Annotated in this window: 25 protein-coding genes; 16 read left to right on the top strand and 9 right to left on the bottom strand. The window is 69.4% G+C overall.

The features are described 5' to 3' along the window. Window positions 1-149 precede the first annotated feature (149 nt). Genes murD through GGR71_RS07155 form a run of 4 tightly spaced genes read right to left on the bottom strand, consistent with a single transcriptional unit; the run spans window position 150 to window position 5958 of the window. A complete protein-coding gene (murD, locus tag GGR71_RS07170; protein WP_160962717.1) occupies window positions 150-1580 on the bottom strand; it encodes a UDP-N-acetylmuramoyl-L-alanine--D-glutamate ligase in 1431 nt (476 codons plus the stop codon). Continuing rightward, complete coding sequence (gene murL / locus GGR71_RS07165) at window positions 1561-2916, bottom strand: UDP-N-acetyl-alpha-D-muramoyl-L-alanyl-L-glutamate epimerase (protein ID WP_160962715.1); 1356 nt, start codon at window positions 2914-2916, stop codon at window positions 1561-1563. The genes murD and murL overlap by 20 nt, the downstream gene beginning before the upstream one ends. Then, window positions 2913-3365, bottom strand: coding sequence for a hypothetical protein (locus GGR71_RS07160; RefSeq protein WP_160962713.1), 453 nt, complete (start codon window positions 3363-3365; stop codon window positions 2913-2915). Before GGR71_RS07160 ends, murL begins: the two co-directional genes overlap by 4 nt. Beyond that, the gene (locus tag GGR71_RS07155) at window positions 3349-5958 is read right to left on the bottom strand and encodes a bifunctional aspartate kinase/diaminopimelate decarboxylase (RefSeq protein ID WP_160962711.1); all 2610 of its coding nucleotides are present in this window, start codon (window positions 5956-5958) and stop codon (window positions 3349-3351) included. The genes GGR71_RS07160 and GGR71_RS07155 overlap by 17 nt, the downstream gene beginning before the upstream one ends. A gap of 80 nt (window positions 5959-6038) precedes the next feature. On the opposite strand from GGR71_RS07155, the gene GGR71_RS07150 reads away from it, so the two are divergent. Together GGR71_RS07150 and GGR71_RS07145 are read left to right on the top strand one after the other, a co-directional pair. After that, window positions 6039-6515, top strand: a complete 477-nt coding sequence (locus tag GGR71_RS07150) for a PhzF family phenazine biosynthesis protein (RefSeq protein ID WP_343160847.1) — start codon at window positions 6039-6041, stop codon at window positions 6513-6515. A gap of 38 nt (window positions 6516-6553) precedes the next feature. Further along, window positions 6554-7432: a PhzF family phenazine biosynthesis protein gene (locus tag GGR71_RS07145; RefSeq protein ID WP_160962709.1), complete on the top strand. Its 879-nt coding sequence runs from the start codon at window positions 6554-6556 to the stop codon at window positions 7430-7432. Window positions 7433-7510: 78 nt separating this feature from the next. Here the strand turns inward: GGR71_RS07145 and GGR71_RS07140 are convergent, their stop codons facing one another. After that, the gene (locus GGR71_RS07140; RefSeq protein WP_160962706.1) at window positions 7511-8116 is read right to left on the bottom strand and encodes a glycine zipper 2TM domain-containing protein; all 606 of its coding nucleotides are present in this window, start codon (window positions 8114-8116) and stop codon (window positions 7511-7513) included. A gap of 203 nt (window positions 8117-8319) precedes the next feature. Then, window positions 8320-8751 carry an OsmC family protein gene (locus GGR71_RS07135; RefSeq protein WP_160962704.1) on the bottom strand — a complete coding sequence of 144 codons (432 nt, stop codon included), beginning with the start codon at window positions 8749-8751 and terminating at the stop codon, window positions 8320-8322. Between the two features lie 267 nt (window positions 8752-9018). Between GGR71_RS07135 and GGR71_RS07130 the strand changes: the two genes are divergently transcribed. The 5 genes from GGR71_RS07130 to GGR71_RS07110 all read left to right on the top strand — a co-directional run bounded on the left by GGR71_RS07130 (window position 9019) and on the right by GGR71_RS07110 (window position 11917). Continuing rightward, window positions 9019-9417 carry an HU family DNA-binding protein gene (locus GGR71_RS07130; protein WP_026143706.1) on the top strand — a complete coding sequence of 133 codons (399 nt, stop codon included), beginning with the start codon at window positions 9019-9021 and terminating at the stop codon, window positions 9415-9417. A gap of 143 nt (window positions 9418-9560) precedes the next feature. Continuing rightward, complete coding sequence (locus tag GGR71_RS07125; protein ID WP_160962702.1) at window positions 9561-10265, top strand: tellurite resistance TerB family protein; 705 nt, start codon at window positions 9561-9563, stop codon at window positions 10263-10265. 4 nt (window positions 10266-10269) lie between these two features. After that, window positions 10270-10836 (top strand): peptidoglycan DD-metalloendopeptidase family protein, encoded by a 567-nt coding sequence (locus GGR71_RS07120; RefSeq protein WP_160962700.1) that lies wholly within the window; start codon window positions 10270-10272, stop codon window positions 10834-10836. Window positions 10837-10930: 94 nt separating this feature from the next. Then, the gene (locus GGR71_RS07115; protein WP_160962698.1) at window positions 10931-11230 is read left to right on the top strand and encodes a DUF3861 family protein; all 300 of its coding nucleotides are present in this window, start codon (window positions 10931-10933) and stop codon (window positions 11228-11230) included. A 90-nt stretch (window positions 11231-11320) separates the two neighbouring features. Then, window positions 11321-11917 carry a DUF1439 domain-containing protein gene (locus GGR71_RS07110; protein ID WP_160962696.1) on the top strand — a complete coding sequence of 199 codons (597 nt, stop codon included), beginning with the start codon at window positions 11321-11323 and terminating at the stop codon, window positions 11915-11917. Window positions 11918-12052: 135 nt separating this feature from the next. Here the strand turns inward: GGR71_RS07110 and GGR71_RS07105 are convergent, their stop codons facing one another. Together GGR71_RS07105 and GGR71_RS07100 are read right to left on the bottom strand one after the other, a co-directional pair. Beyond that, the gene (locus tag GGR71_RS07105) at window positions 12053-12598 is read right to left on the bottom strand and encodes a type 1 glutamine amidotransferase domain-containing protein (protein ID WP_160962694.1); all 546 of its coding nucleotides are present in this window, start codon (window positions 12596-12598) and stop codon (window positions 12053-12055) included. 96 nt (window positions 12599-12694) lie between these two features. Then, window positions 12695-13162, bottom strand: a complete 468-nt coding sequence (locus tag GGR71_RS07100) for an SET domain-containing protein (RefSeq protein ID WP_160962692.1) — start codon at window positions 13160-13162, stop codon at window positions 12695-12697. A 196-nt stretch (window positions 13163-13358) separates the two neighbouring features. Between GGR71_RS07100 and GGR71_RS07095 the strand changes: the two genes are divergently transcribed. From GGR71_RS07095 to upp, 9 genes are all read left to right on the top strand, one after another. Beyond that, complete coding sequence (locus GGR71_RS07095; RefSeq protein WP_017913833.1) at window positions 13359-13817, top strand: SUF system Fe-S cluster assembly regulator; 459 nt, start codon at window positions 13359-13361, stop codon at window positions 13815-13817. Between the two features lie 15 nt (window positions 13818-13832). Next, a complete protein-coding gene (gene sufB / locus GGR71_RS07090) occupies window positions 13833-15275 on the top strand; it encodes a Fe-S cluster assembly protein SufB (protein ID WP_160962690.1) in 1443 nt (480 codons plus the stop codon). A 164-nt stretch (window positions 15276-15439) separates the two neighbouring features. Next, complete coding sequence (gene sufC / locus GGR71_RS07085) at window positions 15440-16207, top strand: Fe-S cluster assembly ATPase SufC (protein ID WP_048489551.1); 768 nt, start codon at window positions 15440-15442, stop codon at window positions 16205-16207. After that, window positions 16204-17466 (top strand): Fe-S cluster assembly protein SufD, encoded by a 1263-nt coding sequence (sufD, locus tag GGR71_RS07080; protein WP_160962688.1) that lies wholly within the window; start codon window positions 16204-16206, stop codon window positions 17464-17466. The genes sufC and sufD overlap by 4 nt, the downstream gene beginning before the upstream one ends. Continuing rightward, the gene (locus GGR71_RS07075) at window positions 17463-18713 is read left to right on the top strand and encodes a cysteine desulfurase (RefSeq protein ID WP_160962686.1); all 1251 of its coding nucleotides are present in this window, start codon (window positions 17463-17465) and stop codon (window positions 18711-18713) included. Before sufD ends, GGR71_RS07075 begins: the two co-directional genes overlap by 4 nt. A gap of 145 nt (window positions 18714-18858) precedes the next feature. Next, the gene (locus GGR71_RS07070; protein ID WP_160962684.1) at window positions 18859-19395 is read left to right on the top strand and encodes a GNAT family N-acetyltransferase; all 537 of its coding nucleotides are present in this window, start codon (window positions 18859-18861) and stop codon (window positions 19393-19395) included. After that, on the top strand, window positions 19392-19724 hold the full coding sequence (locus GGR71_RS07065) for a non-heme iron oxygenase ferredoxin subunit (protein ID WP_160962682.1): 333 nt from the start codon (window positions 19392-19394) through the stop codon (window positions 19722-19724). The genes GGR71_RS07070 and GGR71_RS07065 overlap by 4 nt, the downstream gene beginning before the upstream one ends. A gap of 505 nt (window positions 19725-20229) precedes the next feature. Beyond that, window positions 20230-22413 carry a methyl-accepting chemotaxis protein gene (locus GGR71_RS07060; protein WP_160962680.1) on the top strand — a complete coding sequence of 728 codons (2184 nt, stop codon included), beginning with the start codon at window positions 20230-20232 and terminating at the stop codon, window positions 22411-22413. A gap of 124 nt (window positions 22414-22537) precedes the next feature. Then, a complete protein-coding gene (gene upp, locus GGR71_RS07055) occupies window positions 22538-23170 on the top strand; it encodes a uracil phosphoribosyltransferase (protein WP_048489430.1) in 633 nt (210 codons plus the stop codon). A 242-nt stretch (window positions 23171-23412) separates the two neighbouring features. Here the strand turns inward: upp and GGR71_RS07050 are convergent, their stop codons facing one another. Beyond that, window positions 23413-25143 carry a glycoside hydrolase family 9 protein gene (locus GGR71_RS07050; RefSeq protein ID WP_237474528.1) on the bottom strand — a complete coding sequence of 577 codons (1731 nt, stop codon included), beginning with the start codon at window positions 25141-25143 and terminating at the stop codon, window positions 23413-23415. Between the last annotated feature and the right edge of the window lie 64 nt (window positions 25144-25207).

Genomic DNA, 25207 nt, shown 5'->3' with positions numbered 1-25207 from the left:
AGCGCCGTCGTGTGGCGGCCCGGCGGCCGCTTCCGGTCATGCTCTTTCCGCAGCTGGCATGTCAGCCCAGAGCCACGCATCGCAACGTGCGGTAGTCGCACCGACAGCGCGACGCCAGCGCACTGCGTGCGCCGACGCCGCGCCGCCACTCAGGCGATGCCCAGCCCCGGGATGGCGCTGATCGCGTCCGGGTCGAACCCGGTCAGCGCGGCGAAATGGCGGCCGCGCGCCACGTAGTCGCGGTAGGCGCCGAAGCTGGGCGCGCCGGGCGACAGCAGCACCACGCCGCCCTGCTCGTCCAGCGCCACGCGCGCCAGCGCCACCGCTTCCGCCAGGTCGGCCGCCGCATGCAGGCCGAAGCCGGCGCCGGCGGCCAGCGGCGTCAGCAAGGCATGGATGCGTGGGCCGTTGGCCCCCATCGTGACGATCTCCAGCGGTGCGCCACCATCGCGCATGTGGTCGGCGAAGTCCTGCCAGTCCAGGCCGCGGTCGTGGCCGCCGACCAGCAGCGCGATGCGCCGCCCGCGGAAACACTCCAGCGCCGCCAGGCTGGCATGCGGCGTGGTGCTGATCGAGTCGTTCACATAGGTCACGCCGCCACGCGTGCCCAGGGTCTGCAGCCGGTTCGGCAACGGCCGGAAGCGATCGGCCGCCGGCGCCAGCGCCGCCGCGTCCAGCCCCAGCGCCTCGATCGCGGCCAGCACCGCGCACAGGTTGCCGCGGTTGTGCCGGCCCGGCAGCGGCGCCTGCGCGCTGTCGTACACCGCGGTGTCGCCGCGATAGACCACCTCGCCGCGCATGTGCCAGCCGTCCTCGCGGTTGAACCAGCGCACGTCACTGTCGGGCAGTTGCAGCGCCGCCAGTTGCGGATCGGCGGCATTGAGCAGGGCGATGCGCGGCCGCGCATGGGTGACCAGCTCGAGCTTGTCGGCGATGTAGCGCGCCTGGCTGCCGTGCCAGTCCAGATGCTCGGGAAACAGGTTCAGCACCAGCGCCAGCTGCGGCCGCGCGCCGCTGCGGGCGACATCGCCGGTCTGGTAGCTCGACAGTTCGATCGCCCAGTATTGCGGCGACGGCATCGGCGCCAGCACTTCCAGCAGCGGCACGCCGATGTTGCCGACCAGGCCGGTGCGGTGGCCGCCGGCGCGCAGCAGGTGCGCCAGCAGCGCGGTGGTGGTGCTCTTGCCCTTGGTCCCGGTGACGCAGACGCTGCCGGGCACCACGCCATCCGCGCCGGCGTGTTCGGCGAACCACAGCGCGGTGCCGCCGACGAAGCGCGTGCCGCTCGCTGCCGCGGCCTGCGCCTCGGGCCGGTACGGGCTGATCCCGGGCGACTTGATCACGACATCGAACGCGGCCAGGCGCTCGGCGCTGGCCTCGGTCTCCATTTTCAGGTGGGGATCGTGCAACGCAGCGATCTCGGCCGCCTCATCAGCCGAACAGAACACCGTCAGCGGCGACGCGCCTCTCGGGTCCCGGGTCCCGGGCCCCGGGTCCCGCAAAGCGGCATAGGCCGCGCGGCCTTCCCGCCCCCACCCCCACAGCGCGACGCGCTGCGACTCAAGCTGCGAAATTCGCACGCACGCGTTCCCACAGGTCGGCCGGGATGCGGTGTTGCGCGTCCAGTTCCAGCAGCGGCTCCACGCGCAGGTCGGCGGGATCGAGCTGCGGCTGGATCTCGTGGATGAAGCGCGCCACCAGCGCGTCCTCCTTCCACTCCGCACGCGCCGCCAGCGCCGCCATCGCCGCACGCGACTCGCGGCCCTCGCCCACGCACTCGAACGGCTTGTGGTCCTGGAACTCCAGCAGCGCGTCGAAGCCGCCGGCCTGGCCGGCATCGTCGAGCAGGTTACGGCCGAAGATCCGCACCAGGCGCGTCTTCGGCATGAACGGCGCCAGCGCCAGGAACACGAAATGGCACTTCGGGCAGACCCCGCACCAGCGGTGCGCCGGGCGCTCGCCGAGGATGTGGAAGTTGCGGTTGCAGCTGGAGAAATGCGCGTCGTAGTGGTCGGTCTTGGCGAACTGCCGCGCCACCGCCAGCTCCGACAGCGGGCGCAGCAGCGAGTAATAGCGCAGGTCCGCGGCCACGTAGCGCTGCACCTGGGCGCCGAACGCCTGCTCGAAGGCCCAGCCCTTGGACCACTGGTGGTTGACCTCGCCGGTGCCGGCGATCTGGCTGCCGTAACTGGCCGAGTGCTCGTTGGAGAACACCACCTGGCCGGCGTCGTGAAGCACCGCGGCGAACACCAGGATCGCCGAGTTCACCGCGGTCACCGGGATGTGGCCGTTCCACGCGCCCTGCCGGTTCAGCTCGAACAGTTCCGGCGCCAGCGTGCGGCCGATGTTCAAGGTCGGCAACCCGGTGCGCTCGGCGCAGGCGCGGATCAACTGCGATCCGCCGATCCAGGTCACCGTCTGCGCCACGCCGGCCGCGCGCAGGGCCTCGATGCTGACCAGCGAATCCTTGCCGCCGCCGATCGCCACCAGGGCCTGGTCGCGCAATCCCAGCGCCGCGGCATCGGCCACGACCGCGTCCGCGGCCGGGAAGCGGATGCGCCCACGCAGGTCCAGGCCGTTGCGATAGGCGAACTCGCCCAGGCCATGCAGGTACACGCTGTCCAGCAGCGCAGCGGTCTCGGCATCGATGGCGTAGTCGTCGATGACGATGCGCGGCGGCACCGCCGCCTTGTAGTAGCTGACGCCAGCGATCAGGTGCAGCAGGCGCAGGGCGCGCTGTGCCGCCTGCGCCCGCGCCGGATCGAGCACGAACGGCGCGCCGGGCACGGTGATGGTCTCCACCAGCTCCGGGCCGTCGTCGAACGCATAGACCAGGCGCGCCACGCCGCTGTCGGCATCGAAGCCGCAGCGCACGAAGCGAAAGGTGGCGATCTGCTGTTTGTCGAAAGCGGTCATGGATGTCCTGCAAGCACACGCGTGTGCCGCAGATAGCGGCGACACAGAAGAAATTCGATCATCGAAAACGGCAAGGCGGCCCACAGCAGCGGCAGGCAGCCGAACACGAAGGCCATCAGCAGCAACTGCCATGGCAATCCGGTCGGCACCGACGCGGCGGAGGCCAGGACGGCCACCAGCACATACAGCGCCAGCGCCGGCACGTAGGCCAGCCCGGTCAGCAGCAGGGCGCGCAGGGCCAGCGCGCCGGCGCTGGCAGCAGGCCTGCGGCGCGTCCAGCGCAATGCCAACCACGCGCCGGCGGCAGCGGCGGCCAGGGCCGGCAACGCCCACTTCAGGCTATCGGTCCACGGCAGCGAGGTGCCGGACTGATCCACCGCGGTGGCAGCCGCCATCGCCAACGCGCCGGCCGCGGCACTGCCCGCGACGAACTCAGTCCGCGCGCGCATCGATCGCCTCCTCGCGGGGCAACTCGCGCTGGTTGTAGGTGCTGGCCATGCTGTAACCATAGGCGCCGGCGTCGGCGATCAGCATCACGTCGTCGGGCGTGGTACCCGCCGGCAGGCGCCGACGCTTGCCGAACACGTCGCTGGACTCGCAGATCGGCCCGACCACGTCGAACACGGTTTCGGCCGGCTGCTCGAGCCGGCTCAGGTTCGCCACGTCGTGCCAGGCGTCGTACAGCGCCGGGCGGATCAGCGTGTTCATGCCGGCATCCAGGCCGACCCGGCGGATGCCGTCCTTCTCGATCACCTGGGTGGCGCGGGCCAGCAGCACACCGCACTCGGCCACCAGATAGCGGCCCGGTTCGATCGCCAGGCGGAACGCCGGATGCACGGCCTTGGCCTCGGCCAGGCCCTGCGCGAAGGTATCCAGGTCGAACGGTTCGTCGTCGGCGCTGTACGGGATCGGCAGGCCGCCGCCGATGTCGATGACCTCGACACTGCCGATGCGCCGGGCGAAGCCGGCCAGCTCGTCGCACATGCGCCGCCAGTGCTGCGCCGTCTCCACGCCGCTGCCCAGGTGCGCATGCAGGCCGACGATGCGGATGTCCAGCGCGCGCGCGGCCTCGACGAACTCGTCGACACGGGTCGCCGACAGGCCGAACTTGGAGGCCTTGCCGCCGGTGTTGACCTTCTCGTGGTGGCCGTCGCCATGGCCCAGGTCGATGCGCAGCCACAGGCTGCGGCCGCGGAACAGCTCCGGCCAGCGCTGCAGCGCCTCGACGTTGTCCACGGTCACGGTCACGCCCAGCGCGAACGCGGCTTCGTACTCGGCCCGGGGCGCGAAGCTGGGGGTGAACAGCACCCGCCGCGGCGACAGCTCCGGCACGATCTCGAACACCCGGCGCAGTTCGCCGTGCGAGACGCACTCCAGGCCGAAGCCCTCCTCGACCAAGGTCTGCAGGATCGCCGGATGCGCGTTGGCCTTGATCGCGTAGTAGCGCTGGTCCACCGCGGCGATCGCCTTGAGCGCACGCGCGCGTTCGCGCAGGGTCGGCAGGTGGTAGAGGTAGCGTGGCGTGCCGGCCTCGGCCAGGCGCAGCAGATGCGCGCGCTCGCCCTGCCACCACGGCACCGGCCGCGGCCGCACAGTGCCGGCGATCTCGCGCCAGCGCGGGCCGAACACCTCGGTCTCCTCCACCGGCATCGCGCCGCTGTCGATCAGCTCGGCGTGCAGGATCGGCAGCAGCCCGTCGGCATCGGTCTCGTCGATGACGAAGGTCAGGTTCAGGTCGTTGGACGACTGCGAGATCATGTGCACGCGCTCCTTGCCGAACGTGGCCCACACGTCCGAGAGCTTGTGCAGCAGCGAACGCATGCCGCGCCCGACCAGGGTGATCGCCGCGCACGGCACGATGATCTTGACCCGGCAGATCTCCGCCAGGTCGGCCGACAGCGCCGCCAGCACGTCGGTGTTGACCAGGTTCTCGCTCGGGTCCAGCGACACAGTGACGTTGGTCTCGGCCGAACCGATCAGGTCCACCGACAGCCCGTGCTTCTTGAACAGCGCGAACACGTCGGCCAGGAAGCCGACCTGCTGCCACATGCCGATGCCTTCCATCGACACCAGCACGATGCCGTTGCGGCGGCTGATCGCCTTGACCCCGGGCACGGTGCGGGCGTTGCCGTCGATGCTGGTGCCGGGCAGCTCCGGGCGCTCGGTGTCCAGGATCGCCATCGGCACGCCGCCGTCGCGGCACGGCTTGATCGAGCGCGGGTGCAGCACCTTGGCACCGGTGGTGGCGATTTCCTGCGCCTCGTAGTAGTCCAGGCGGGTCAGCAGGCGCGCGTCCGGCACCTCGCGCGGATTGGCGCTGAACATGCCCGGCACGTCGGTCCAGATCTCCACCCGGCTGGCGCCGAGCAGCGCGCCGAAGTACGCCGCCGAGGTATCCGAGCCGCCGCGGCCGAGAATGGCGGTGCCGCCGTCCTCGTGTCGGGCGATGAAGCCCTGGGTGATCAGCATGCGCGTGGGTTGGGCGACGAAGCGCGCGCGCCACTGTGGATCGGACTGCCACTGGCACGACACCGACAGGCGCCGCGACCAGGCGCTCTGGTTCGGCTGCGGCGGCAGCGCGTCCAGCCATTGCCGCGCGTCCATCCAGCCCATGTCCAGGCCGTTGGCGCGCAGATAGGCCGCGCCCAGGGTCGAGGACAGCAGTTCGCCCTGCCCCAGCACCTCGGCCTGCCAGTCCAGCGTGCGCTCGGCCGCGCGCGGATCGTCGAGCAGGCCGCGCAAGGCCGCCAGGCGTTCGCCCAGCACAGCCTCGGCATCCAGCTCCAGTTCGGCCAGGAACTCGCGGTGGCGCTGCTCCAGTGCGGCCACGCGTTGCACACTGTCGGCGCTGCCGTCAGCGATCGCGGTCAGTTCGTTGGTGACCCCGGACAAGGCCGACACCACCACCAGCACCCGCGCGCCGGTCTCGTCCGCGCGTTTTTTTGCCAACGTTCCAATAGTGTCCCAGCGATGACGACGCGACACCGAAGTGCCGCCGAACTTGAGGACGATCCAGCGATCGACAGGAGAGGAAGCTGACATGGAGTGGGGGTGTCTGCAGTGTGGGGAAAACGCCGGCATGCGCGGGCGCAACCCCCGATTCTACTGCCAACCGAGCGCCGGTGAGCGAGCGCCGCGACCTGCAACTGGACGTGTTTTCCGCCAGCCCGGGATTGGGCGATCCGGATGCAGCGCGCAACTCTGGACGAACGGCCCGGACTGGTGGCTGCTGGAACTGGCCGAAGAGCGCGCGCTACGCACGCTCACGCCGGAGCTGTCTGCAATCGCTACCTTGTTTTGCCCTATGCCGGCAAACTGGCCGCATCGCCTTCAGCGATGCCGCCGAACACCAGCTCGTAGTCCGAGCCTTCGCCCCTGGCATCTGCGTCGCCGAGGACCCGGTCACCAGCAGCGCCAACGCACTGATCGCCGCCATGCTCGCCGCGCAGGACCGCTGGCCGGGCCATCACGGACGCTACGTCGACAGCCAGGGACGCGAACTCGGGCGCGACGGCCGCGTCGCGCGCCTGGTGGACGGGGAAGCGGTGTGGATCGGCGGCCTGGTGCGAGCGGTGATCGCTGGCAAGATCGCTTGGTAAGCTCCGGTCTCCCCCACCGCAGTCCGGAGTTTCCCCTCATGGCCGCACGCCGCTTCTTCCAGGTCGATGTCTTCTCCGCCCGCGCCGGCAACGGCAATCCATTGGCCGTGGTGCTCGATGCCGATGGCTTGGACGCCGCCACGATGCAGGCCATCGCACGCTGGACGCGCCTGCCGGAAACCACCTTCGTGTTCGCGCCGACGCGGCCGGACGCCAGCTATGGGCTGCGCATGTTCAGCCCGCAGAAGGAGGTGCCGTTCGCCGGCCATCCCAGCGTCGGCACCGCGCACGTCGCACTGGAAGCGGGCATCGCCACGCCGCGCGATGGCGTGCTGACCCAGGACGGCATCGCAGGCCTGCTGCCGCTGCGGGTCGATGTGGATGCCGGAGTGCGCAGCATCGCCATCCGCACCCCGCGCGCGCAGGTGGCCGAGATCGCCGATGCCGCGGATGCGCGCCTGCAGGCGGCACTGCGTGGTTGGACGCTCGGCGCGCTGCCGCCGGTGCGCATGGACGGCGGCCGTTGCTGGTGGCTGGTCGAAGTGGCCAACGAAGCCGCGCTGCGTGCGCTGGCGCCGGACTGGGATGCGATCGCCGCCCTGGCCGAAAGCACCGCCAGCATGGGCGTGTTCGCCTACGCGCGCGCCAGCGGCCAGGCCTATGCGTTGGCCGTGCGCGCGTTCGTCGGCAACGGCCGGCGCTTCGAGGATGCCGCCTCCGGCGCGGCCAATGCGGTGCTGGCGGCATGGCTGGATCACAGCAAGGCCCTGCCTGGCTACGGCGGCCGCTATATCGCCAGCCAGGGCCGCGAGGTCGGCCACGATGCGCTGCTGACGCTGCGCGTGGACGAGGCCGGCGAGGTGTGGTCCGGCGGTCAGGTACAGACGGTGATCGAAGGCCGCATCGACTGGCCCTGATCGAGGTTGCAGCGTCCTGCCCAGGGGTGTGGCAGGCACGCAAAAGAAAGGGCGCCTCGCAAGGAGGCGCCCTGAAGGTCAGTCGGGCAATACGTCGACGCGGACGCGGATGCGGTCGCCCGGAGGCGAGGCGGTGCGGGTGTGGTAGTAGCGGCCGCCGTACTCGTAGGTGACGTCGTAGCCGTCGACGCGGTCATAGCGTTCGGTCCGATAGGACACCGGATCGCATTCGCGGACCACGCCGCCACCGTAACCGCCGCCATAGGCGCGGGTGTTGGTGTCGTAGATCGAGCGGCCGGCCAGGCTGCCGAGCATGGTGCCGACCGCGGTGCCGACGAAGCGGCCATTGCCGCCGCCGACGCGGCTGCCCAGCACGGCACCGGCGATGCCGCCGACCACCGACGAGGCGGTGCGGCCGCCATCGGTGCCGCGGTAGCCGTAGTCGCTGGCGTAGCTACCCGAAGCCGGGCGGTCGTAACAGCGCTCGGTGGTCTCGCGCGGGCCGTTGACCTGCACCATGATCGGATCGGCGCGCACCACGCGCGCATATTCGTAGGTGCCGGACGCGTAGCCACGGTCGCGGTAGTCGTCGTAACGGGTGTAACCGTAATCCTGCGCGGCGGCGGAGCCGATGACGCCGACAGCGAGCGCAGCGGTCAACAGACGGGTCGAGAGCTTGTTCATGGCGATGGTTCCAAGCGCGTGGATCGCGCGACTGCATGCTCGATCCGACGCGGTGAAACCAGACTGAATAGGGACGGCTGTGGCGCGCACATTTAGTGGCGCGACAGCTAGGGGCGATCAAGCCATGCGGGCCGGTGCAGCGGCGCAACGCGCCCTGGCCTGCCATGCGGCCCGGCATGCTGCCGGGCCGCGCCGGAGATTCCTCAGCCCAGTTCCGCTTCCAGGCTGATCGGCACCGCGCTCAGCGCCTTGGACACCGGGCAATTCTGCTTGGCGTCGTCGGCCAGTTCGCGGAAGCGCGCGGCCTCGATGTTCGGTACCACCGCTTTGACCTTCAGGCGGATCTGCGACAGCTGCGGACCGCCTTCCATCGACAGGTCGACGTCGGCGCGGGTGTCCAGCGCGGTCGGCGGGAAGCCGGCTTCGGTCAACTTGGCCGACAGCGCCATGGTGAAGCAGCCGGCGTGCGCGGCGGCGATCAGCTCTTCGGGATTGGTGCCTTTCTCGTCGCCGAAACGGCTGTTGAACGCATAGCGGGTGTTCTCAAGCAGGCCGCTCTGCGGCGTGTTCAACCGGCCCTGGCCGGTCTTGAGATCGCCTTCCCAATGCGCGGTGGCGTGACGCGAAATGCCCATGCGAGGCTCCTGTTGGTGAGTTGAGCGCGGACCATAGGGGAGGCGGCGTTACGGGCTTGTGCTTCTGCGCGTAGGAGGAAATGCCCTGCCGCGTCGTCGCGGATGTGCCGGCGCCGGCACCGTCATCGGCGAAAAAGACGTCAGCCGCGGCGAATATTCGCGTTTTTTTGCTTCCGGCCTATTGGCGCGGCGTAGCACATGCCCTACATTTCGCCATGCCGACGGGGTCGGCGCGACCCAAACCACCAAATACGGAATCAGGACATCATGGCAAAGACCGCAAAAAAGGCTGCCCCGAAGAAGGCAGTGAAGAAGGTAGCGACCAAGGCTGCCGCCAAGCCGGCCGCTCCCAAGCCGATCAAGGACGTGCTGAGCAAGTCCGCGCTCGTGGCGCACATCGCCGAAACCAGCGGCGTGATCGCCAAGGACGTGCGCGCCGTGATGGCCTCGCTGGAGCACGCCGTGGCCGGTTCGGTCAGCAAGAAGGGCGCTGGCTCGTTCACCCTGCCGGGCCTGCTGAAGATCACCGCCGTCAGCGTGCCGGCCAAGCCGAAGCGCAAGGGCATCAATCCGTTCACCAAGGAAGAGCAGTGGTTCGCCGCCAAGCCGGCCACCACCAAGCTCAAGGTGCGCCCGCTGAAGAAGCTCAAGGACGCCGCGCTCTGAGCAGCGTCGCCTGATCCAGGCAAGCACACCGACGAGACGGCCCCGGCCGTCTCGTTTTTTTTGCGCGGCCTACGCCCCCGGGTTGACGGTCCGCTAAGGCCGCGGCCGCTATACCGGTGCTTCCCTTCGACAGGATCGCGTGCATGAAACTACAGGGCTTTCTCGACCAACTGCTGCAATCGGCGCAGGGCGCCGCCGGCCAGGCCATGGGCAAGACCGGCAGCGCCGCTCCGACCGCACCGGCGCAGCAGACCGCCGGCGGCCTGGGCGGCCTGCTCAACGCCGACTTCGGCAAGGGAGCCCTCAGCGGCGGCGCGCTGGGCCTGCTGCTCGGCAAACACCGCACCACGCGCAAGCTGGCGACCTACGGCGGCCTGGCCGCGCTGGGGCTGATGGCCTATCGCGCCTATGGCGACTACCGACGCCAGCAACTCGGCGCCGCCGCCCCAGAACCGCAGACAGTGGACCGGCTGCCGCCACTGGAGGTGGAACAGCACAGCCAGGCGGTGTTGCGCGCACTGGTCGGTGCAGCCAAGGCCGATGGCCACCTGGACGAGCACGAACGCCGCCTGATCGAAGGCGAGTTCGCCCGCCTGCACGGCAACGATGCCGACGTGCAGCAGTGGCTGCATGCGGAACTGGAAAAGCCGCTGGATCCGGCCGAGGTGGCGCGCGCATCGACCAGTCCCGAGATGGCCGCCGAAATGTACTTGGCCAGCCTGCTTGCCGCAGACGAACAGGGCTTCATGGAGCGCAGCTACCTGGACGAACTGGCACGGCAGCTCGGCATCGACGACGCCCTGAAGCAGCGCCTGCAGGAACAGGCGGCCACCTTGCACGCGGACTGAGCGCGTGGCCGCGTCGCCCACGCCTTCGCCAGCGCGACGCCTGCGCCGGGAATTGCTGCGTGCGGCGTTGCTGGCTGCACTGGCGCTCGGCGCCGCCTGGGCGTGGCGGCATCCATGGGCGCAGCGCCTGCGCGTCGGCTGGGAGTTGGCGCGGGCGCCGGCGCCGACAGCGCTGCACATGCCGGTCGAAGGCGTGGATCCGCGGCACGTCGCCGCCACCTTCGGCGCCCCGCGCGGACGCGACCGCCAGCACGCCGGCGTGGACATCTTCGCCAAGCGCGGCACGCCGGTGGTGGCGGCGACGCGCGGCATCGTCGTCGCCATCGCCGACCGCGGCCTCGGCGGCCGCCAGGTCTGGGTGCTCGGCCCGGCCCGGCAGCGGCATTACTACGCGCACCTGGAAACATGGGCACCAGGGCTGCAGGTCGGCGACCTGGTGGAGCCCGGCGACCCGCTCGGTGCGGTGGGCGACAGCGGTAACGCGCGCGGCACGCCCCCGCATCTGCATTACGGCATCTACGCCGAAGGCGGCGCCTACGACCCCTTGCCGCTGCTGCGCGCGGCACGCTGAACGGATGCACTGGAACAGAGCGTCGCGAGCAGCAGGCTCGTGGCGCCGCCCGGCCGCGCCTATCTTGAAGGCACACCCCGCGCGCGCCACTGCCATGACTGCCTCCCAACGCTATCGCGTCACCGTCACCCCGATCCAGGACGACGGCCTGCCCTGCCAGGGCCGCTGCACCATCGAACTGGAGGCGCGCTGCCGGCAGGACTGGATGCGCCTGCTCGAAGCAGCGCAGCGCCAGCCCGGACTGCGTGGCGACGAGCGCGCCGCGCTGATCGTCGGCACGCAGTTGCTGCGCGGCCTGGGCGAGCGCAGCGACGGCGAGGCGTGCGCGCTGCTGGCGCCGCTGCAGCCGGCGCTCGACGCCCTGCTGGCACGGCTGGCGCTGCCGGCCGCCTGAGCGGCAACGGGGCGCGCCGCCGGTTCCGCTAATCGCGCATTCACCGGCCAAGGTTATGGTGAATTCCTCTCGTTCGCCCAGGGCTTCCCGATGATCTTCCGCAAGTTCACCCTGCGCGCGGCCGCGCTGCTGGCGCTCGCCGCCGCCACCCAGGCCCAGGCCGAGCCGACGATCCAGGGCCGCCAGGTCAGCGTCGGCGCCGCCGACGTGCAGCACTACCTCGACGGCAGCTTCCCGCAGACGCACAAGGCATTGGGCGGGCTGATCAAGATGACCGTCCGCGACCCGAAGCTGAGCCTGCCGCCCGGCGATCGCCTGAAGATGCAGTTCGACCTGAGCATGTCCACCGGCGGTGGCACGGCAACGCCGCTGGGCCAGGTGCTGTTGACCAGCGCGCTGCGCTACGACCAGCAGAGCCAGAGCTTCCACCTGCAATCCCCCACCATCGACGACTTCCGCCCGGCCGCCAACGGCGGCAAGCTCGATGCCAACACGCGCGAGTTGCTCAATGCCTGGCTGGAGGACTATGCGCGCAAGGAGCCGATCTACAAGCTGGATCCGCGCCTGACCGCGATGCTGGGCGACGTGCAGATCCAGTCGGCCGGCGTGGAGAACGGCGCGCTGGTGGTGCGTTTCAACCAGGACATCGGCAAGCTGGTGCCGGCGGGCATGCTTCCCGCGCAGTAATCCACGCAACGGCCAGGGTGCGGCGGCAACCGCCACCAGCAGCGCACGTGGAAACGGCGGCCTCGGCCGCCGTTTCTGTTTCTATGATTCTCCTGCGTCGCCACCATCGCGGCGGCACAGGCGAATCGCCGGGACTCAGCCCAGCGCCTTGGCCACCGCTTGCGCGAAGGCCGGGATATCGTCCGGCTTGCGGCTGGTGATCAGGTTGCCGTCCACCACCACTTCCTGATCCGCCCAGCGGCCACCGGCATTGGACAGGTCGGTCTTCAGCGACGGCCACGAGGTCACCTGGCGGTCGCGCACCAGCCCGCTCTCGGCCAGCAGCCAGGGGCCATGACAAATCGCCGCCACTGGCTTGCCGGCGCTGGCGAAGGACTGGATGAAAGCGATCGCGGCCGGCTCGGTGCGCAGGTTGTCGGGATTGATCACCCCTCCCGGCAGCACCAGCGCGTCGTAGTCGCCGGCCTGGGCCTGCTGCAGACGCTTGTCCACTGGCACGCTGTCACCCCAGTCCTTCTTGTTCCAGCCGCGGATGCTGTCGGCGTCGCCCGGCGCGATCACATCGACCTGGGCGCCCCAAGATTCGAGCAGGCGCTTGGGTTCCTGCAGTTCCGACTGTTCGAAACCGTCGGTGGCCAGGACAGCGACTTGCTTGCCGGCAAGGGAAGGCATTGCGCTCATGGGACACTCCTCGAGTAGGGGAGTCCCACCGTAGAAACGCGTCGGTGGCAGGGCTGTGAACCGCGCGTCGGCGCGGCGTGGACGGCTGGAGTGACGTCAGCGCTTGGGCTGCAGCATGGTGCCGGTGCAGTTCTTGGCGCCGCAGCGGCATTCCCAGATCTTCTTCAGCCGCGGCGTGTGCCGTTCGGCCAGGGTGATGCCGTAGTTGTAGGTGAGTTCCTCGCCGGGCTTGATGTCGCGCAGCGCCTCGATCACCACCTTGTCCTTGCGCCGGTCCTCGCCCTCGGCCTCGACGATCACCGCCTCGCAGTTCGGCGCGCAGCTGTGGTTGATCCAGCGCGCGTCGTTGCCCTCGTAGTTGGCGTCGATCACGTAGTCGTCGCTGAGGGTGAACAGGAAGGTGTGCCCGGTCTCGACGTCGCCGGCCTCGTCGCGGTCGACCTCGGCATGGGTGCGGCGGCGGCCCTTGTACTCGATGACCCGCTCGCCTTTCTTGAGCGGCAGCACGGCGAACACGCCGTTGCCATGGATGCGGGACTTGCGGGCGGCGATCTTGCGGGGCATGCGGCGATCCGGACAGGAAAGCCTAGATTCTGGCGCACATCGCCCGCGATCCCAAGCCCACGCATCCCGGTCCGCGACCGCGGCCGGTGCAATTCCCGAATCGCGGCGATCGAAAGAAAAGATGAATGGCCCGCTTGGACGCTGCGGCGCAAAAGAGTACAATTTCGGTCCGCATTGAAAAAACCACCGCGTCGCCATGCTCCGCGTCACCAAGCTCACCGATTACGCCACCGTCGTGCTGACCGTGCTCGCCGCGCGTCCGAACGAAGTGTTGAGCGCGACCGAACTGGCCGAACAGGCCGGGCTGGAGCCGCCCACGGTCAGCAAGCTGCTCAAGCCGCTGGCCCAGGCCGGCCTGGTCGAGGGCCTGCGCGGTGTGCGCGGCGGCTACCGGCTGGCACGCCCGGCCGACGCCATCACCCTGATCCAGATCGTCGAGGCGATGGAAGGTCCGCTGGCGATCACCGAGTGCAGCCACCACGGCAGCCAGTGCAGCATCGCCCAGACCTGCGGCGTGCGCTCCAACTGGCGGCTGATCAACGACGTGGTCGCCGACGCCCTGCGCGGCGTGACCCTGGCGCAGATGCTCCACCCCCTCCCCCCCTCCGGCGATCCGAAACGGCGTCCCATTGCCGTGCGGTTCGCGACCACCTGACCTGTAGGCAGCCCCATGGCCACCGAAAACGCTGAAATCCTGGAACGGCTGGGACGTCGCTACGACGCCGGCTTCGTCACCGACATCGAATCCGATTCGTTCCTGCCCGGCCTGAACGAGGACGTCGTGCGCGCCCTGTCCGTGAAGAAGGACGAGCCGGAATGGATGACCGACTGGCGCCTGGCCGCCTACCGGCACTGGCTGAAGATGCCGATGCCGCACTGGGCCAAGCTGGACATCGCGCCGATCGACTTCCAGGCGCTCAGCTACTACTCCGCGCCCAAGGGCCCGAAGTACGCCTCGCTGGACGAGGTGCCGCAGGAGCTGCTGGACACCTACGACAAGCTCGGCGTGCCGCTGCACGAGCGCGCCAAGCTGGCCGGCGTGGCGGTGGACGCGGTGTTCGACTCGGTCTCGGTCGGCACCACCTTCCGCAAGGAACTGGCCGAGAAGGGCGTGATCTTCTGCTCGATGTCCGAGGCGATCAAGGAACACCCGGAGCTGGTCAAGCAGTACCTGGGCAGCGTGGTGCCGGTCGGCGACAACTTCTTCGCCGCGCTCAACTCGGCGGTGTTCTCCGACGGCAGCTTCGTGTTCATCCCCAAGGGCGTGCGCTGCCCCATGGAGCTGAGCACCTATTTCCGCATCAACGCCGGCCATACCGGCCAGTTCGAGCGCACCCTGATCGTGTGCGAGGACAAGGCCTACGTGTCCTACCTGGAAGGCTGCACCGCGCCGATGCGCGACGAGAACCAGCTGCACGCGGCGGTGGTTGAGCTGGTGGCGCTGGAAGACGCGGAGATCAAGTACTCCACCGTGCAGAACTGGTACCCGGGCGACGAGGAAGGCCGCGGCGGCATCTACAACTTCGTGACCAAGCGCGGCGAGTGCCGCGGCGCGCGCAGCAAGATCACCTGGACCCAGGTCGAGACCGGTTCGGCGATCACCTGGAAGTACCCCTCGTGCGTGCTGCTGGGCGACGACTCGGTGGGCGAGTTCCACTCGGTGGCGCTGACCCATCACCGCCAGCAGGCCGACACCGGCACCAAGATGATCCACGTCGGCAAGCGCACCAAGAGCAAGATCGTCAGCAAGGGCATCAGCGCCGGCCGCGGGCAGAACACCTATCGTGGCCTGGTCAAGGTGGAGCGCAGCGCCGAAGGCGCGCGCAACTACACCCAGTGCGACTCGCTGCTGATCGGCAAGCAGTGCGGCGCGCATACCTTCCCGTACATCGAGGTCAAGCATCCGACCGCGACCGTCGAGCACGAGGCCACCACCTCCAAGATCAGCGACGACCAACTGTTCTACTGCCGCGCCCGCGGCATCGACCAGGAGAACGCGGTGTCGATGATCGTCGACGGCTTCTGCAAGCAGGTGTTCCGCGAACTGCCGATGGAGTTCGCGGTGGAAGCCAAGAAGCTGCTGGAAGTGTCGCTGGAAGGCAGCGTCGGCTGACAGCTTCGCCCTTCTCCCATCGGGAGAAGGTGGCGCGAAGCGCCGGATGAGGGTACGGGCGAAGCCTCGTGCACCCAACTCCAAGAGGTGCTTCGCCCGCACCCTCACCCCAACCCCTCTCCCGGTGGGAGAGGGGCTAATCAAGAATGTTGATGGACTATCCCATGCTCACCATAGAAAACCTCCACGCCTCCGTCGCCGGCAAGGACATCCTCAAGGGCCTGTCGCTGCAGGTGAAGCCCGGCGAAGTACACGCCATCATGGGGCCCAACGGCGCCGGCAAGTCCACCCTGGGCAACGTGCTGGCCGGCCGCGACGGCTACGCCGTGACCGACGGCAGCGTGCGCTTCGACGGCGCCGACCTGCTCGAGCTGGAACCGGAGGAGCGCGCCGCCGCCGGCCTGTTCCTGGCCTTCCAGTACCCGGTGGAAATCCCCGGCGTCAACAACACCTACTTCCTGCGCGCCGCACTCAATGCGCAGCGCAAGGCGCGCGGCGAGGCCGAGCTGGATTCGATGCAGTTCCTCAAGCTGGTGCGGCAGAAGCTGGCGGTGCTGCACCTGAAGGACGAGCTGCTGCATCGCGGCGTCAACGAGGGCTTCTCCGGCGGCGAGAAGAAGCGCAACGAGATCTTCCAGCTGGCGGTGCTGGAACCGAAGCTGGCGATCCTCGACGAGACCGACAGCGGCCTGGACATCGACGCGCTCAAGACCGTGGCCGAAGGCGTCAACGCGCTGCGTTCGCCGGAACGCGCGTTCGTGGTGATCACCCACTACCAGCGCCTGCTCGACTACATCAAGCCGGACGTGGTGCATGTGCTAGCCGACGGGCGCATCGTGCAGACCGGCGGCCCCGAACTGGCGCTGGAGCTGGAAGCGCACGGCTATGCCTGGCTGAAGGAGCGCGTGGCGCCCGAGGCGGCGCTGCAATGAGCGCCCTGCTCGACTCGCTGGCCGCCGCGTTCCATGGCGATGGCGCGCGCCGCGCGCCGCTGGAGCAGGCGCTGCGCGACGGCCTGCCCGGCACGCGCAGCGAAGCCTGGAAGTACACCTCGCTGCGCGCGCTGGAACGGCGCAGCTTCGTCCCGGCGCCGCAGGCCGCACCGGCGGTGGACGCCGCATTGCTCGACGGCATCCCGGCGCCGCGCCTGGTGTTCGTCAACGGCCGAGCCAGCGACGCGCTGTCGGACCTGGCCGGCCTGCCGGCCGGGGTGCAACTGCAGCGCCTGTCGACGATCCTGCGCAGCGGCGACGATGCGATGCGCTTCCTCGGCCGCCGCTTCGAGCGCAGCGACGAGGTGTTCGCCCAACTCAACGCCGCCTTGGCCGACGAAGGCTGTGTGCTGCGGGTGGACGCCGGCGTGCGCGTGGAACTGCCGCTGCACCTGGTGTTCGTGTCCACCGCGGCCGAGGCCGACCTGGCCTGGCACCATCGTCACCTGATCGAACTGCGCCAGGACGCGGCGCTGGCCGTGGTCGAGCATCACCTGCATGCCGGCGATGCCGCGCACCTGAGCAACAGCCTGGCGCACGTGCACCTGGCCGCCGGCGCGCAACTGAGCCACGCGCGCGTGCAGGACGAGGCGACCGGCGTCACCGCGCTGCTGCGCACCGATGCGGTGCTGGCGCGCGACGCACAGTACCGGCGCGTGGACCTGGAACTGGGCGGCGCGCTGGCCCGGCACGAACTCAACGTGCGCCTGGAGGGCGACAACGCCCGGCTGGTCGCCAACGGCGTGCTGCTCGGCAACGGCCGGCGCCAGCTCGACACCCGCCTGGGCATCGAGCACATCGCCCGCGACACCGCTTGCGAACTGCTGTGGCGCGGCGTCGCCACCGGGCGCAGCCGCGTGGCCTTCCATGGCGGCATCCGGATCCGCCACGGCGCCGACGGCACCGACGCGGCGCTGTCGAACAAGAACCTGCTGTTGTCCGCCGACGCCGAGATCGATACCCAGCCGGTGCTGGTGATCGATGCCGACGAGGTCAAGGCCGCGCACGGCGCCACCGTCGGCCAGCTCGACACCAATGCATTGTTCTACCTGCGCTCGCGCGGCCTGCCGCAGGAGCGCGCGCAGCAACTGCTGACCGCCGCGTTCTGCCGCGAGCCGCTGGGCGCGCTGGAGCCGGCACTGAGCGAAGGCTTGCTGGCACGGCTGGAGCGGGCGCTCAGCGCCGCAGGCGTGGCATGAACGGGCCCGCCGCGCACACCGCCACGCCGCAGGCGCCGGACTGGGACGCGGTCCGCCGCGACTTTCCGCTGCTGATGCGGGAAGTACACGGCAAGCCGCTGGTGTACTTCGACAACGCCAACACCGGGCAGAAGCCGCTGCAGGTGATCGCAGCGACCGACGCCTTCTACCGCCGCCACAACGCCAACGTCAGCCGCGCGGTGCACGCGCTCGGCAGCGAGGCCACCGAGGCCTACGAAGGTGCGCGAACCCGGCTCGCCCGCTTCCTCAACGTGCGCGCCGACGAGCTGGTGCTGTGCAGCGGCGCCACCTTCGCGCTGAACCTGGTGGCGTACTCGTGGGCGCTGCCGCGACTGCGTGCCGGCGACACCATCCTGGTGTCGCGCATGGAGCACCACGCCAACATCGTGCCCTGGCAACTGGTCGCGCAGCGCACCGGCGCCACGGTCAAGGTCGCCGAGATCACCGCCGACGGCGCACTCGACTTGGACGCGCTGCGCGCGGCGATGACCGCCGACGTCAAGCTGCTGGCCCTGGCCCATGTCTCCAACGTGCTGGGCACGGTCAACCCGGTGCGCGAGATCTGCCGCGAGGCGCGCAAGCGCGGCATCGTCAGCGTCATCGACGGCTCGCAGGCCGCCCCGCACCGGCCGCTGGACGTGGCCGCGATCGGCTGCGACTTCTACGCCATCACCGGCCACAAGATGTGCGGCCCGACCGGCACCGGCGCGCTGTGGGCGCGGCGCGAGCATCTGCAGACGATGCCGCCGTTCCTGGGCGGCGGCGAGATGATCAAGGAAGTCAGCTTCGACGGCACCGTGTTCAACGACCCGCCGCACAAGTTCGAGGCCGGTACGCCGAACATCGCCGGCTTCGTCGGCCTCGGCGCGGCGGTGGACTATCTGCAGGGGATCGGGCTGCAGCACGTGGAAGCGCGCGAGACCGAACTGCTCGCGCACCTCACCGAGGAGCTGCAGCGGATCGACGGCCTGCGCCTGTTCGGTACCGCGCCCGGCAAGGCCGCGGTGGTGTCGTTCCTGATCGAGGGCGCGCACGCCCACGACCTGGCCACCCTGCTCGACCTGGAAGGCGTGGCCGTGCGCTCCGGCCAGCACTGCGCGCATCCGTTGCTGCAGTTCTACGGCGTCGCCGCCACCTGCCGCGCCTCGCTGGCGTTCTACAACACGCACGCCGAGATCGAGCGGTTCGTGGCGGCATTGTTGAAGGTCCGCAAACTGTTGGGATGACGCGCGGGACCCGGGGCCCGGGACCGGGGACCCGGAAAAGCTAAGGCGCTTGGCTGTCGCCTTCCAATTGGAAGTGATTGCGCCTGGCTTTTGACTTTCCGGGTCCCGGGTCCCGGGTCCCGACTCCTCCGGCATAATTCCCCCCATGCACACCCTCACCTTCCGCACCGCCACGGTCGACGATCTCGACGCCATCGCCGCCCTGGTCACCTCGGCCTATCGTGGCGACAGCAGCCGCGTCGGCTGGACCACCGAAGCCGACCTGCTCGACGGCAACCGCATCGACCGCGAGGTGCTGCGCGCCGACATCCTGCGCCCGCGCAGCCTGGTGCTGCTGGCCGAACGCGATGGCGAACTGATCGCCTGCGCGCATGTCGCCGACGACGACGGCGCCGGCTATTTCGGCATGTTCTCGGTACAGCCGCAGGCGCAGGGCGGCGGCCTGGGCAAGACCGTGCTGGCCGAGGCCGAGCGCATCGCCTGGCAGGAATGGCGGTTGCCGCTGATGCGGATGACGGTGATCGACCTGCGCGAGGAACTCATCGCCTTCTACGAGCGCCGCGGCTATCGCCGCACCGGCATCAAGAAGCCGTTTCCGTACGGCGATGCGCGCTTCGGCCAGCCACGTCGCGACGACCTGCGCTTCGAGGTGCTGGAAAAGCCGCTGGGCGGTGCCGCATGAGCGAGACCTGGACCTTCGTCTGCGCCGACGGCGAACTGCTGCCCGGCGAAATGAAGACGGTGTGGGACGAGGTGACCGACACGCCGATCGTGGTGTTCAACTTCGATGGCCAGTTCTATGCGCTGGAGGACCGCTGCAGCCACGAGGATTACGAACTGTCGCCCGGCACCTTCGATCCCGCCACCGGCAGCATCGAGTGCGTGCTGCATGGTGCTCGCTTCGACGTGCGCGACGGCCGCGCGCTGTGCGCACCCGCCTACGGCCCGGTGCCGAAGTTTCCGGTGAAGTCCGAGCACGGCGGGTTGTGGACCCGCGACGACCGCGGCTGAAGGCACTTCCAATAACGCGCTTTGCCGCGGCCCAGCTGGACACGCCGTTCCCCTCGCAGGAACGGCTTCAGCCGCGACGGGCTTCCCGCGACAGCCTGTCGCGGCTGAAGGCGCCCTACAGTGGCTTCGTAGCAGTAGAGGCTCCCTGAAGTCGCGCCGCAGCACTGCACCCCTCCGCTGGCCACCTCTTTCGAAGGTCTTCCGCGACATCTTCCGCGTGCGACGGTCGTTGCCCGGGGTGATCCCAGTCACATCCAGCACGTCCCTGCCGCAGGCAACCGGGCAGCAGGACGTCCGCCGCATGCGCGGGCGCAGCGCAGCAACTGGGATGGAAAGACCATCTCGATCGATTCGATTAAAGATCCCAATCGTTCGGCCGTTAAGGGGAAACGAGGTAGACGAATATGCAATTTCGTCACGATTGCGTGAAATATTTGTTGCTTTTTTGATTTATATCAAGCTCGCGACCGTCCCTGGTACTCCCTTCCCCTGCTAGGACCAGAGCATGACCGCTCTTCTGCACCGCTATAACGTCTCCCGACGCCTCTCCTTCGCCTTCGGCCTGCTCATCCTGCTGTCCTGCGGCCTCGTGGTCGGCGGCCTGTTCACCCTGTCGCAGGCGCGCAGCCAACTGGATACCGTCGCCCGCCGCACGGTCTCCAGTATCGTCTATACCAACGAAATGCTCGATGCCAGCTCCGACATCGGCATCCAGTTGCGCAACATCGTGCTCCCCACCACGCAAGAAGAAAACATCGCCTTCGCCAAGATCATGGTGAAGGAACTGCGTCGCTATCGCGAATACTGCGACAAGCTGTTCGCCCTGCCGGCCACGAGCGCGCGTGATCGCGCCATGCGCGAACAGATCAACCGAACGTACACGGAAGCCAGCCACGTCAACCAGCAGGTGCTGGAACTGGGCCTGACCTACAAGTCCGATGACGCGATGAAGGTGCTGCTGTATCAGGCGGCACCGGCGACCCAGCGCTGGCGCGAGGCGATCGGTGCCTATGCCGGATGGCAGCGTGCCAACGGCGAACAGGCCTATGCCACCGCGACCGCAGCGATGGCGCGCGGCCGCTTCCTGCTGATCGCCGGCGGCGTGGCCGTGGTGCTGGTCAGCAGCCTGCTGGCGTGGATGATCACCCGCAGCCTCACCGTGCCGCTGGCCCGCGCCACCCGCGCCGCGGAAGCCATCGCCGACGGTCGACTGGACAACGACGTGGCCACCGACGCGCGCGACGAGCCGGGCCGCCTGTTGCAGGCGATGGGCCGCATGCAGAACCAGTTGCAGCGATTCTCCCGCGAGACCTCGCTGATGATCGAGCTGCACGCGGACAAGGACATCAGCCACCGCATGCCGCAGGACTTCCCGGGCGTCTACGGCGAGTTGAGCAAGGGCATCAACACCATGATGTTCGAGCACCTGGACGCCATCGTCGAGGCGGTCGAGGTCCTCAACGAGTACGCCCGCGGCGACCTGCGCCGCGATGCGCGCCGGCTGCCCGGCAGCCGCGCGGTGCTGCACGAGTCGATGGACGCGGCCAAGGCCAGCCTGCTGGCGATCAACACCGAGATCAAGCGCCTGGCCGCCGCGGCTGCCGCCGGCGACTTCAGCGCGCGTGGCGATGCCGAGCGCTTCCAGCACGACTTCCGGCTGATGGTGCAGGACCTCAACGCGATGATGGAGGTCAGCGACGTCAACCTGGGCAAGCTGTCCGCGTTGCTGCAGGCCATCGCCGCCGGCGACCTCACCGCACGCATGCAGGGCGACTTCCATGGCGTGTTCGCGCGAATGCGCGACGATGCCAACGCCACCACCGACCAGTTGACCGGCATTGTCGCACGCATCCAGAGCGCGGCCAGCAGCATCAGCGCCGCCGCAGGCGAAATCGCCAGCGGCAACGACGACCTGTCGCGCCGCACCGAGCAGCAGGCCGCCAGCCTGGAGGAAACCGCCGCGTCGATGGAGGAATTGACCTCGACCGTGCGCCAGAACGCCGAGCACGCGCGCCAGGCCAACCAGTTGGCGGTGGGCGCGGCCTCGGTCGCCTCGCAGGGCGGCGCGGTGGTCGGTCAGGTGGTCGAGACCATGAGCGGCATCGAGGCGTCCTCGAAGAAGATCGCCGACATCATCAGCGTCATCGACGGCATCGCCTTCCAGACCAACATCCTGGCGCTCAATGCGGCGGTGGAAGCGGCGCGGGCCGGCGACCAGGGCCGCGGCTTCGCGGTGGTCGCCAGCGAGGTGCGCACGCTCGCCCAGCGCTCGGCCGGTGCCGCGAAGGAGATCAAGACGCTGATCGACGACTCGGTCGGCCGCGTTGCCGAGGGGTCTGCCCTGGTCGACCAGGCCGGCAAGACCATGCAGGAAATCGTGGGTTCGGTGCAGCGCGTCACCGACATCATGGGCGAGATCTCGGCGGCCTCGCAGGAACAGTCCGCCGGCATCGAGCAGGTCAACCAGACCGTCACCCAGATGGACGAGGCCACCCAGCAGAACGCGGCGCTGGTGGAGGAGGCCACCGCCGCTGCGCGGTCGATGGAAGACCAGGCCGGCCAACTGACCCAGGCGGTGGCGGTATTCAAGATCGACACGCGTCATACCGCGGCACCCGGCGCGGCGCGCAGCGTGTCCGCGCCGCGCACGCAGGCGCCTGCCACCGAGGCGCTCGAACCCGCGGCCTGAGCCACTGCGATACGGCCTGTGATGCGTCTTCCCGGCGCATCACAGGCCGTTCGCCGGCCCCGACACCTGGCGGCGTCGGAGCCGGCTGCGGCACACTGTGCGCCTCCCCCTTGCGAGCGCGCCCATGAAGATCGTCGAAGTCCGCCACCCGCTGGTGCAGCACAAGATCGGCCTGTTGCGCGACGCGGCGCTGAGCACCAAGGGCTTCCGCGAGCTGGTCACCGAACTGGGCACCCTGCTCGGCTACGAGGCCACCGCCGACCTGGAGACCGAGACCCACACCATGGACGGCTGGGCCGGCCCGACCCAGGTGCAGCGCATCGCCGGCGCCAAGATCACCCTGGTACCGATCCTGCGCGCAGGGCTGGGCATGCTGCCCGGCGTGCTGGCGCTGATTCCCGCGGCGCGGGTCAGCGTGGTCGGCCTGCAACGCGACGAGGAGACGCTGCAACCGGTGCCCTACTTCGAACGGCTCACCGGCCGCCTGGAAGAGCGCGACGCGCTGATCCTGGATCCGATGCTGGCCACCGGCGGCACCCTGATCGCCACCGTGGACATGCTCAAGCGCGCCGGTGCGCGGCGGATCAAGGGCATCTTCCTGGTCGCCGCGCCGGAAGGCCTGCAAGCGCTGGAAGCAGCGCATCCGGACGTGGAGGTGTACACCGCCGCCATCGACGACCACCTCAACGAGAAGGGCTACATCCTGCCGGGCCTGGGCGACGCCGGCGACCGCATCTTCGGCACCCGCCTGGGCTAGGGCGTGTCATCAATCCCCGAGTATCCCGCGCCGCGGTGGCGCGTGCCTGTGGCAAGGAAGAACGAGGAAGTGGACGTGTGTCCACGCCCGAGTGATGACGCAGCCACGGGCGCGCGGCTTGACCTGACGGCCAGTCAGGCGCTGCGCCATGCAACGCCGGCAGCGCGCCTGCCAGACCCAACGCGGCATACTCGGGAATGGGTGACACGCCCTAAGCGGCGCCATCGCGCCGCGTCTGCGGATCAGCGCTGCAGCACCTGCAGCCCGGCGCTCACGTACACCAGCGGCGCATTCCAGTTGATCGCCACTTCGTTGGTGGCGTAGCTGCATTCCTTGTCCAGGTACGACAGCGCCGGCAGCGACGACGTGTAGGCGTGCTTGCACGCGTCGGCGTCCTGCTGCCCAGGCTGCGGGCCGCCGACCAGCCATCCCGGCACCGGCGTGGCCACGCCGTCGGCGATGGAGATGCGATGGTGGATATGCATCGGCGAGCGCGTGCCGATGCCGGTGACGAAGGACATGCCCAGCGGGTTGCGGCCGAGCACGTAGTCCAGTTGCGACTGTGCGGCCTGCAGGTATTCGGGCTTGTGCTGCAACTGGTAGGCCTGCAGCAGCATCATCGCCTGGTTCATCGCCGTGGCGTTGCTGCCCCAGTGGAAGTCGGCGTCGCGCAGCGTCACGCGCCAGGCCGAACCCTGCCACACCTGCACCAGATGATCGGCCAGCCCCTCGATCTCCTCGGCGATGCGCGCCTGGTCGGCGCGCGGGGTCAGCCGCGCGCGGTGCTGCGCCAGCGACATCCACGCCAACCCGCCGACCTGGCGCCAGTCGGGCACGCTGGCCGGCACCTTGCGCGCCATCGCCGCCTCGTAGAACGCGTCGTCGGCGGTGGCCAGGTACAGCTCGGTCGCGGCCCAGGCGAACTCGTCGTCGAACTGGGTGTCTTCGTAGGCGCCGGTATGCACGTCGGCCGGTTGCTTGTAGGCCACGTCCGGATGCGCCTGCGCCCAGGCCCAGGCGCGCCGCGCGGCCTCCAGCATGCGCGTGGAGATGCCGCCGAACTGCGCGTCGTACGGCGCGTAGATGCGGCTGGCCTGGGCCATCACCGCGGCGAAGTCGAGCGTGGCCGCGGTACTCTTCTGCACCACGTAGCGCGGCGCGCGCGCCTGGTCCGGCATCTGCATGCCGGCGAAGTCCAAGTTGGTCAGCTTGTGGTACACGCCGCCGTCGTGCGGATCCTGCATCGCCAGCAGCCACTGCAGGTTCCAGTCGACCTCGCGCAGGATGTCCGGCACGTCGCCACCACTGTTGGGAATACCTTCGGTGTGGGTGCTGAAGTAGGTGGGGAACTGCTCGTAGGCGGCCAGCAGGGTGTAGACGGTGATGCCGGAGCTGACCACGTACTTGTTGTAGTCGCCGGCGTCGTACCAGCCCTTCGGCGCGGCGATCACGCTGCCGGCCGGGCGCTCCGGCGAGGCCGCCGAGGCATGCACCAGCACGTGGTCGTCCGGATGACCGGCGGCGCGCGCGTGGCGGCCGGCGTAGGCGCCGTCCAGCGCGGTGCTGGCACGGTTGTAGTAGTAGGCCTTGAGCGCGGCGCGCGACAGGGCGTTGTAGGCGTCTTCGCCGATGGCGAAGCTGTCCGACGGCGGCAGGCCGTCGACCAGTAGGCGATAGCGGCCCGGCGTGCGCAGCGCGGAGAAATCGGCGATGCGCACGATCTGCTGCGCCGGCGGCCACGCCGCGGCGGCGCCGAGGGTGCCGCGCAGCACCACTTCGTCGCTGTCGGCGCGTGCGATCGAAAACGCGTCGCCGTGGCCGTCCGGCACCACCGCCAGCTTGCTCGCGGCAGGCAGGAAACCGACCTGGTTCAGGCGGATCGGCGACGGCACGGCGGTGTCGGCATGCGAGGTGCAACCACCCAGCAGCAGGCAGGCGAGGAACAGGCAGGACAGGACATGGGGCAGCTTCATGCGCCGATACTGGCGGGCCATGATGACGGCTGCAAGCGCCACGTTGCGGACGTAACGGGGCGCG

This window comes from Xanthomonas sp. F1 (assembly GCF_014199855.1).
Note: the sequence above shows the minus strand (reverse complement) of the source record. Positions and strands in the feature narration are given on the sequence as shown.

Coding starts and splice junctions, on each gene's coding strand:
- murL (WP_160962715.1), bottom strand. CDS start 2,916: ATGACCGCTTTCGACAAACAGCAGATCGCCACCTTTCGCTTCGTGCGC.
- GGR71_RS07160 (WP_160962713.1), bottom strand. CDS start 3,365: ATGCGCGCGCGGACTGAGTTCGTCGCGGGCAGTGCCGCGGCCGGCGCG.
- GGR71_RS07155 (WP_160962711.1), bottom strand. CDS start 5,958: ATGTCAGCTTCCTCTCCTGTCGATCGCTGGATCGTCCTCAAGTTCGGC.
- GGR71_RS07145 (WP_160962709.1), top strand. CDS start 6,554: ATGGCCGCACGCCGCTTCTTCCAGGTCGATGTCTTCTCCGCCCGCGCC.
- GGR71_RS07140 (WP_160962706.1), bottom strand. CDS start 8,116: ATGAACAAGCTCTCGACCCGTCTGTTGACCGCTGCGCTCGCTGTCGGC.
- GGR71_RS07135 (WP_160962704.1), bottom strand. CDS start 8,751: ATGGGCATTTCGCGTCACGCCACCGCGCATTGGGAAGGCGATCTCAAG.
- GGR71_RS07130 (WP_026143706.1), top strand. CDS start 9,019: ATGGCAAAGACCGCAAAAAAGGCTGCCCCGAAGAAGGCAGTGAAGAAG.
- GGR71_RS07125 (WP_160962702.1), top strand. CDS start 9,561: ATGAAACTACAGGGCTTTCTCGACCAACTGCTGCAATCGGCGCAGGGC.
- GGR71_RS07115 (WP_160962698.1), top strand. CDS start 10,931: ATGACTGCCTCCCAACGCTATCGCGTCACCGTCACCCCGATCCAGGAC.
- GGR71_RS07110 (WP_160962696.1), top strand. CDS start 11,321: ATGATCTTCCGCAAGTTCACCCTGCGCGCGGCCGCGCTGCTGGCGCTC.
- GGR71_RS07105 (WP_160962694.1), bottom strand. CDS start 12,598: ATGAGCGCAATGCCTTCCCTTGCCGGCAAGCAAGTCGCTGTCCTGGCC.
- GGR71_RS07100 (WP_160962692.1), bottom strand. CDS start 13,162: ATGCCCCGCAAGATCGCCGCCCGCAAGTCCCGCATCCATGGCAACGGC.
- GGR71_RS07095 (WP_017913833.1), top strand. CDS start 13,359: ATGCTCCGCGTCACCAAGCTCACCGATTACGCCACCGTCGTGCTGACC.
- sufB (WP_160962690.1), top strand. CDS start 13,833: ATGGCCACCGAAAACGCTGAAATCCTGGAACGGCTGGGACGTCGCTAC.
- sufC (WP_048489551.1), top strand. CDS start 15,440: ATGCTCACCATAGAAAACCTCCACGCCTCCGTCGCCGGCAAGGACATC.
- sufD (WP_160962688.1), top strand. CDS start 16,204: ATGAGCGCCCTGCTCGACTCGCTGGCCGCCGCGTTCCATGGCGATGGC.
- GGR71_RS07075 (WP_160962686.1), top strand. CDS start 17,463: ATGAACGGGCCCGCCGCGCACACCGCCACGCCGCAGGCGCCGGACTGG.
- GGR71_RS07070 (WP_160962684.1), top strand. CDS start 18,859: ATGCACACCCTCACCTTCCGCACCGCCACGGTCGACGATCTCGACGCC.
- GGR71_RS07065 (WP_160962682.1), top strand. CDS start 19,392: ATGAGCGAGACCTGGACCTTCGTCTGCGCCGACGGCGAACTGCTGCCC.
- GGR71_RS07060 (WP_160962680.1), top strand. CDS start 20,230: ATGACCGCTCTTCTGCACCGCTATAACGTCTCCCGACGCCTCTCCTTC.
- upp (WP_048489430.1), top strand. CDS start 22,538: ATGAAGATCGTCGAAGTCCGCCACCCGCTGGTGCAGCACAAGATCGGC.
- GGR71_RS07050 (WP_237474528.1), bottom strand. CDS start 25,143: ATGAAGCTGCCCCATGTCCTGTCCTGCCTGTTCCTCGCCTGCCTGCTG.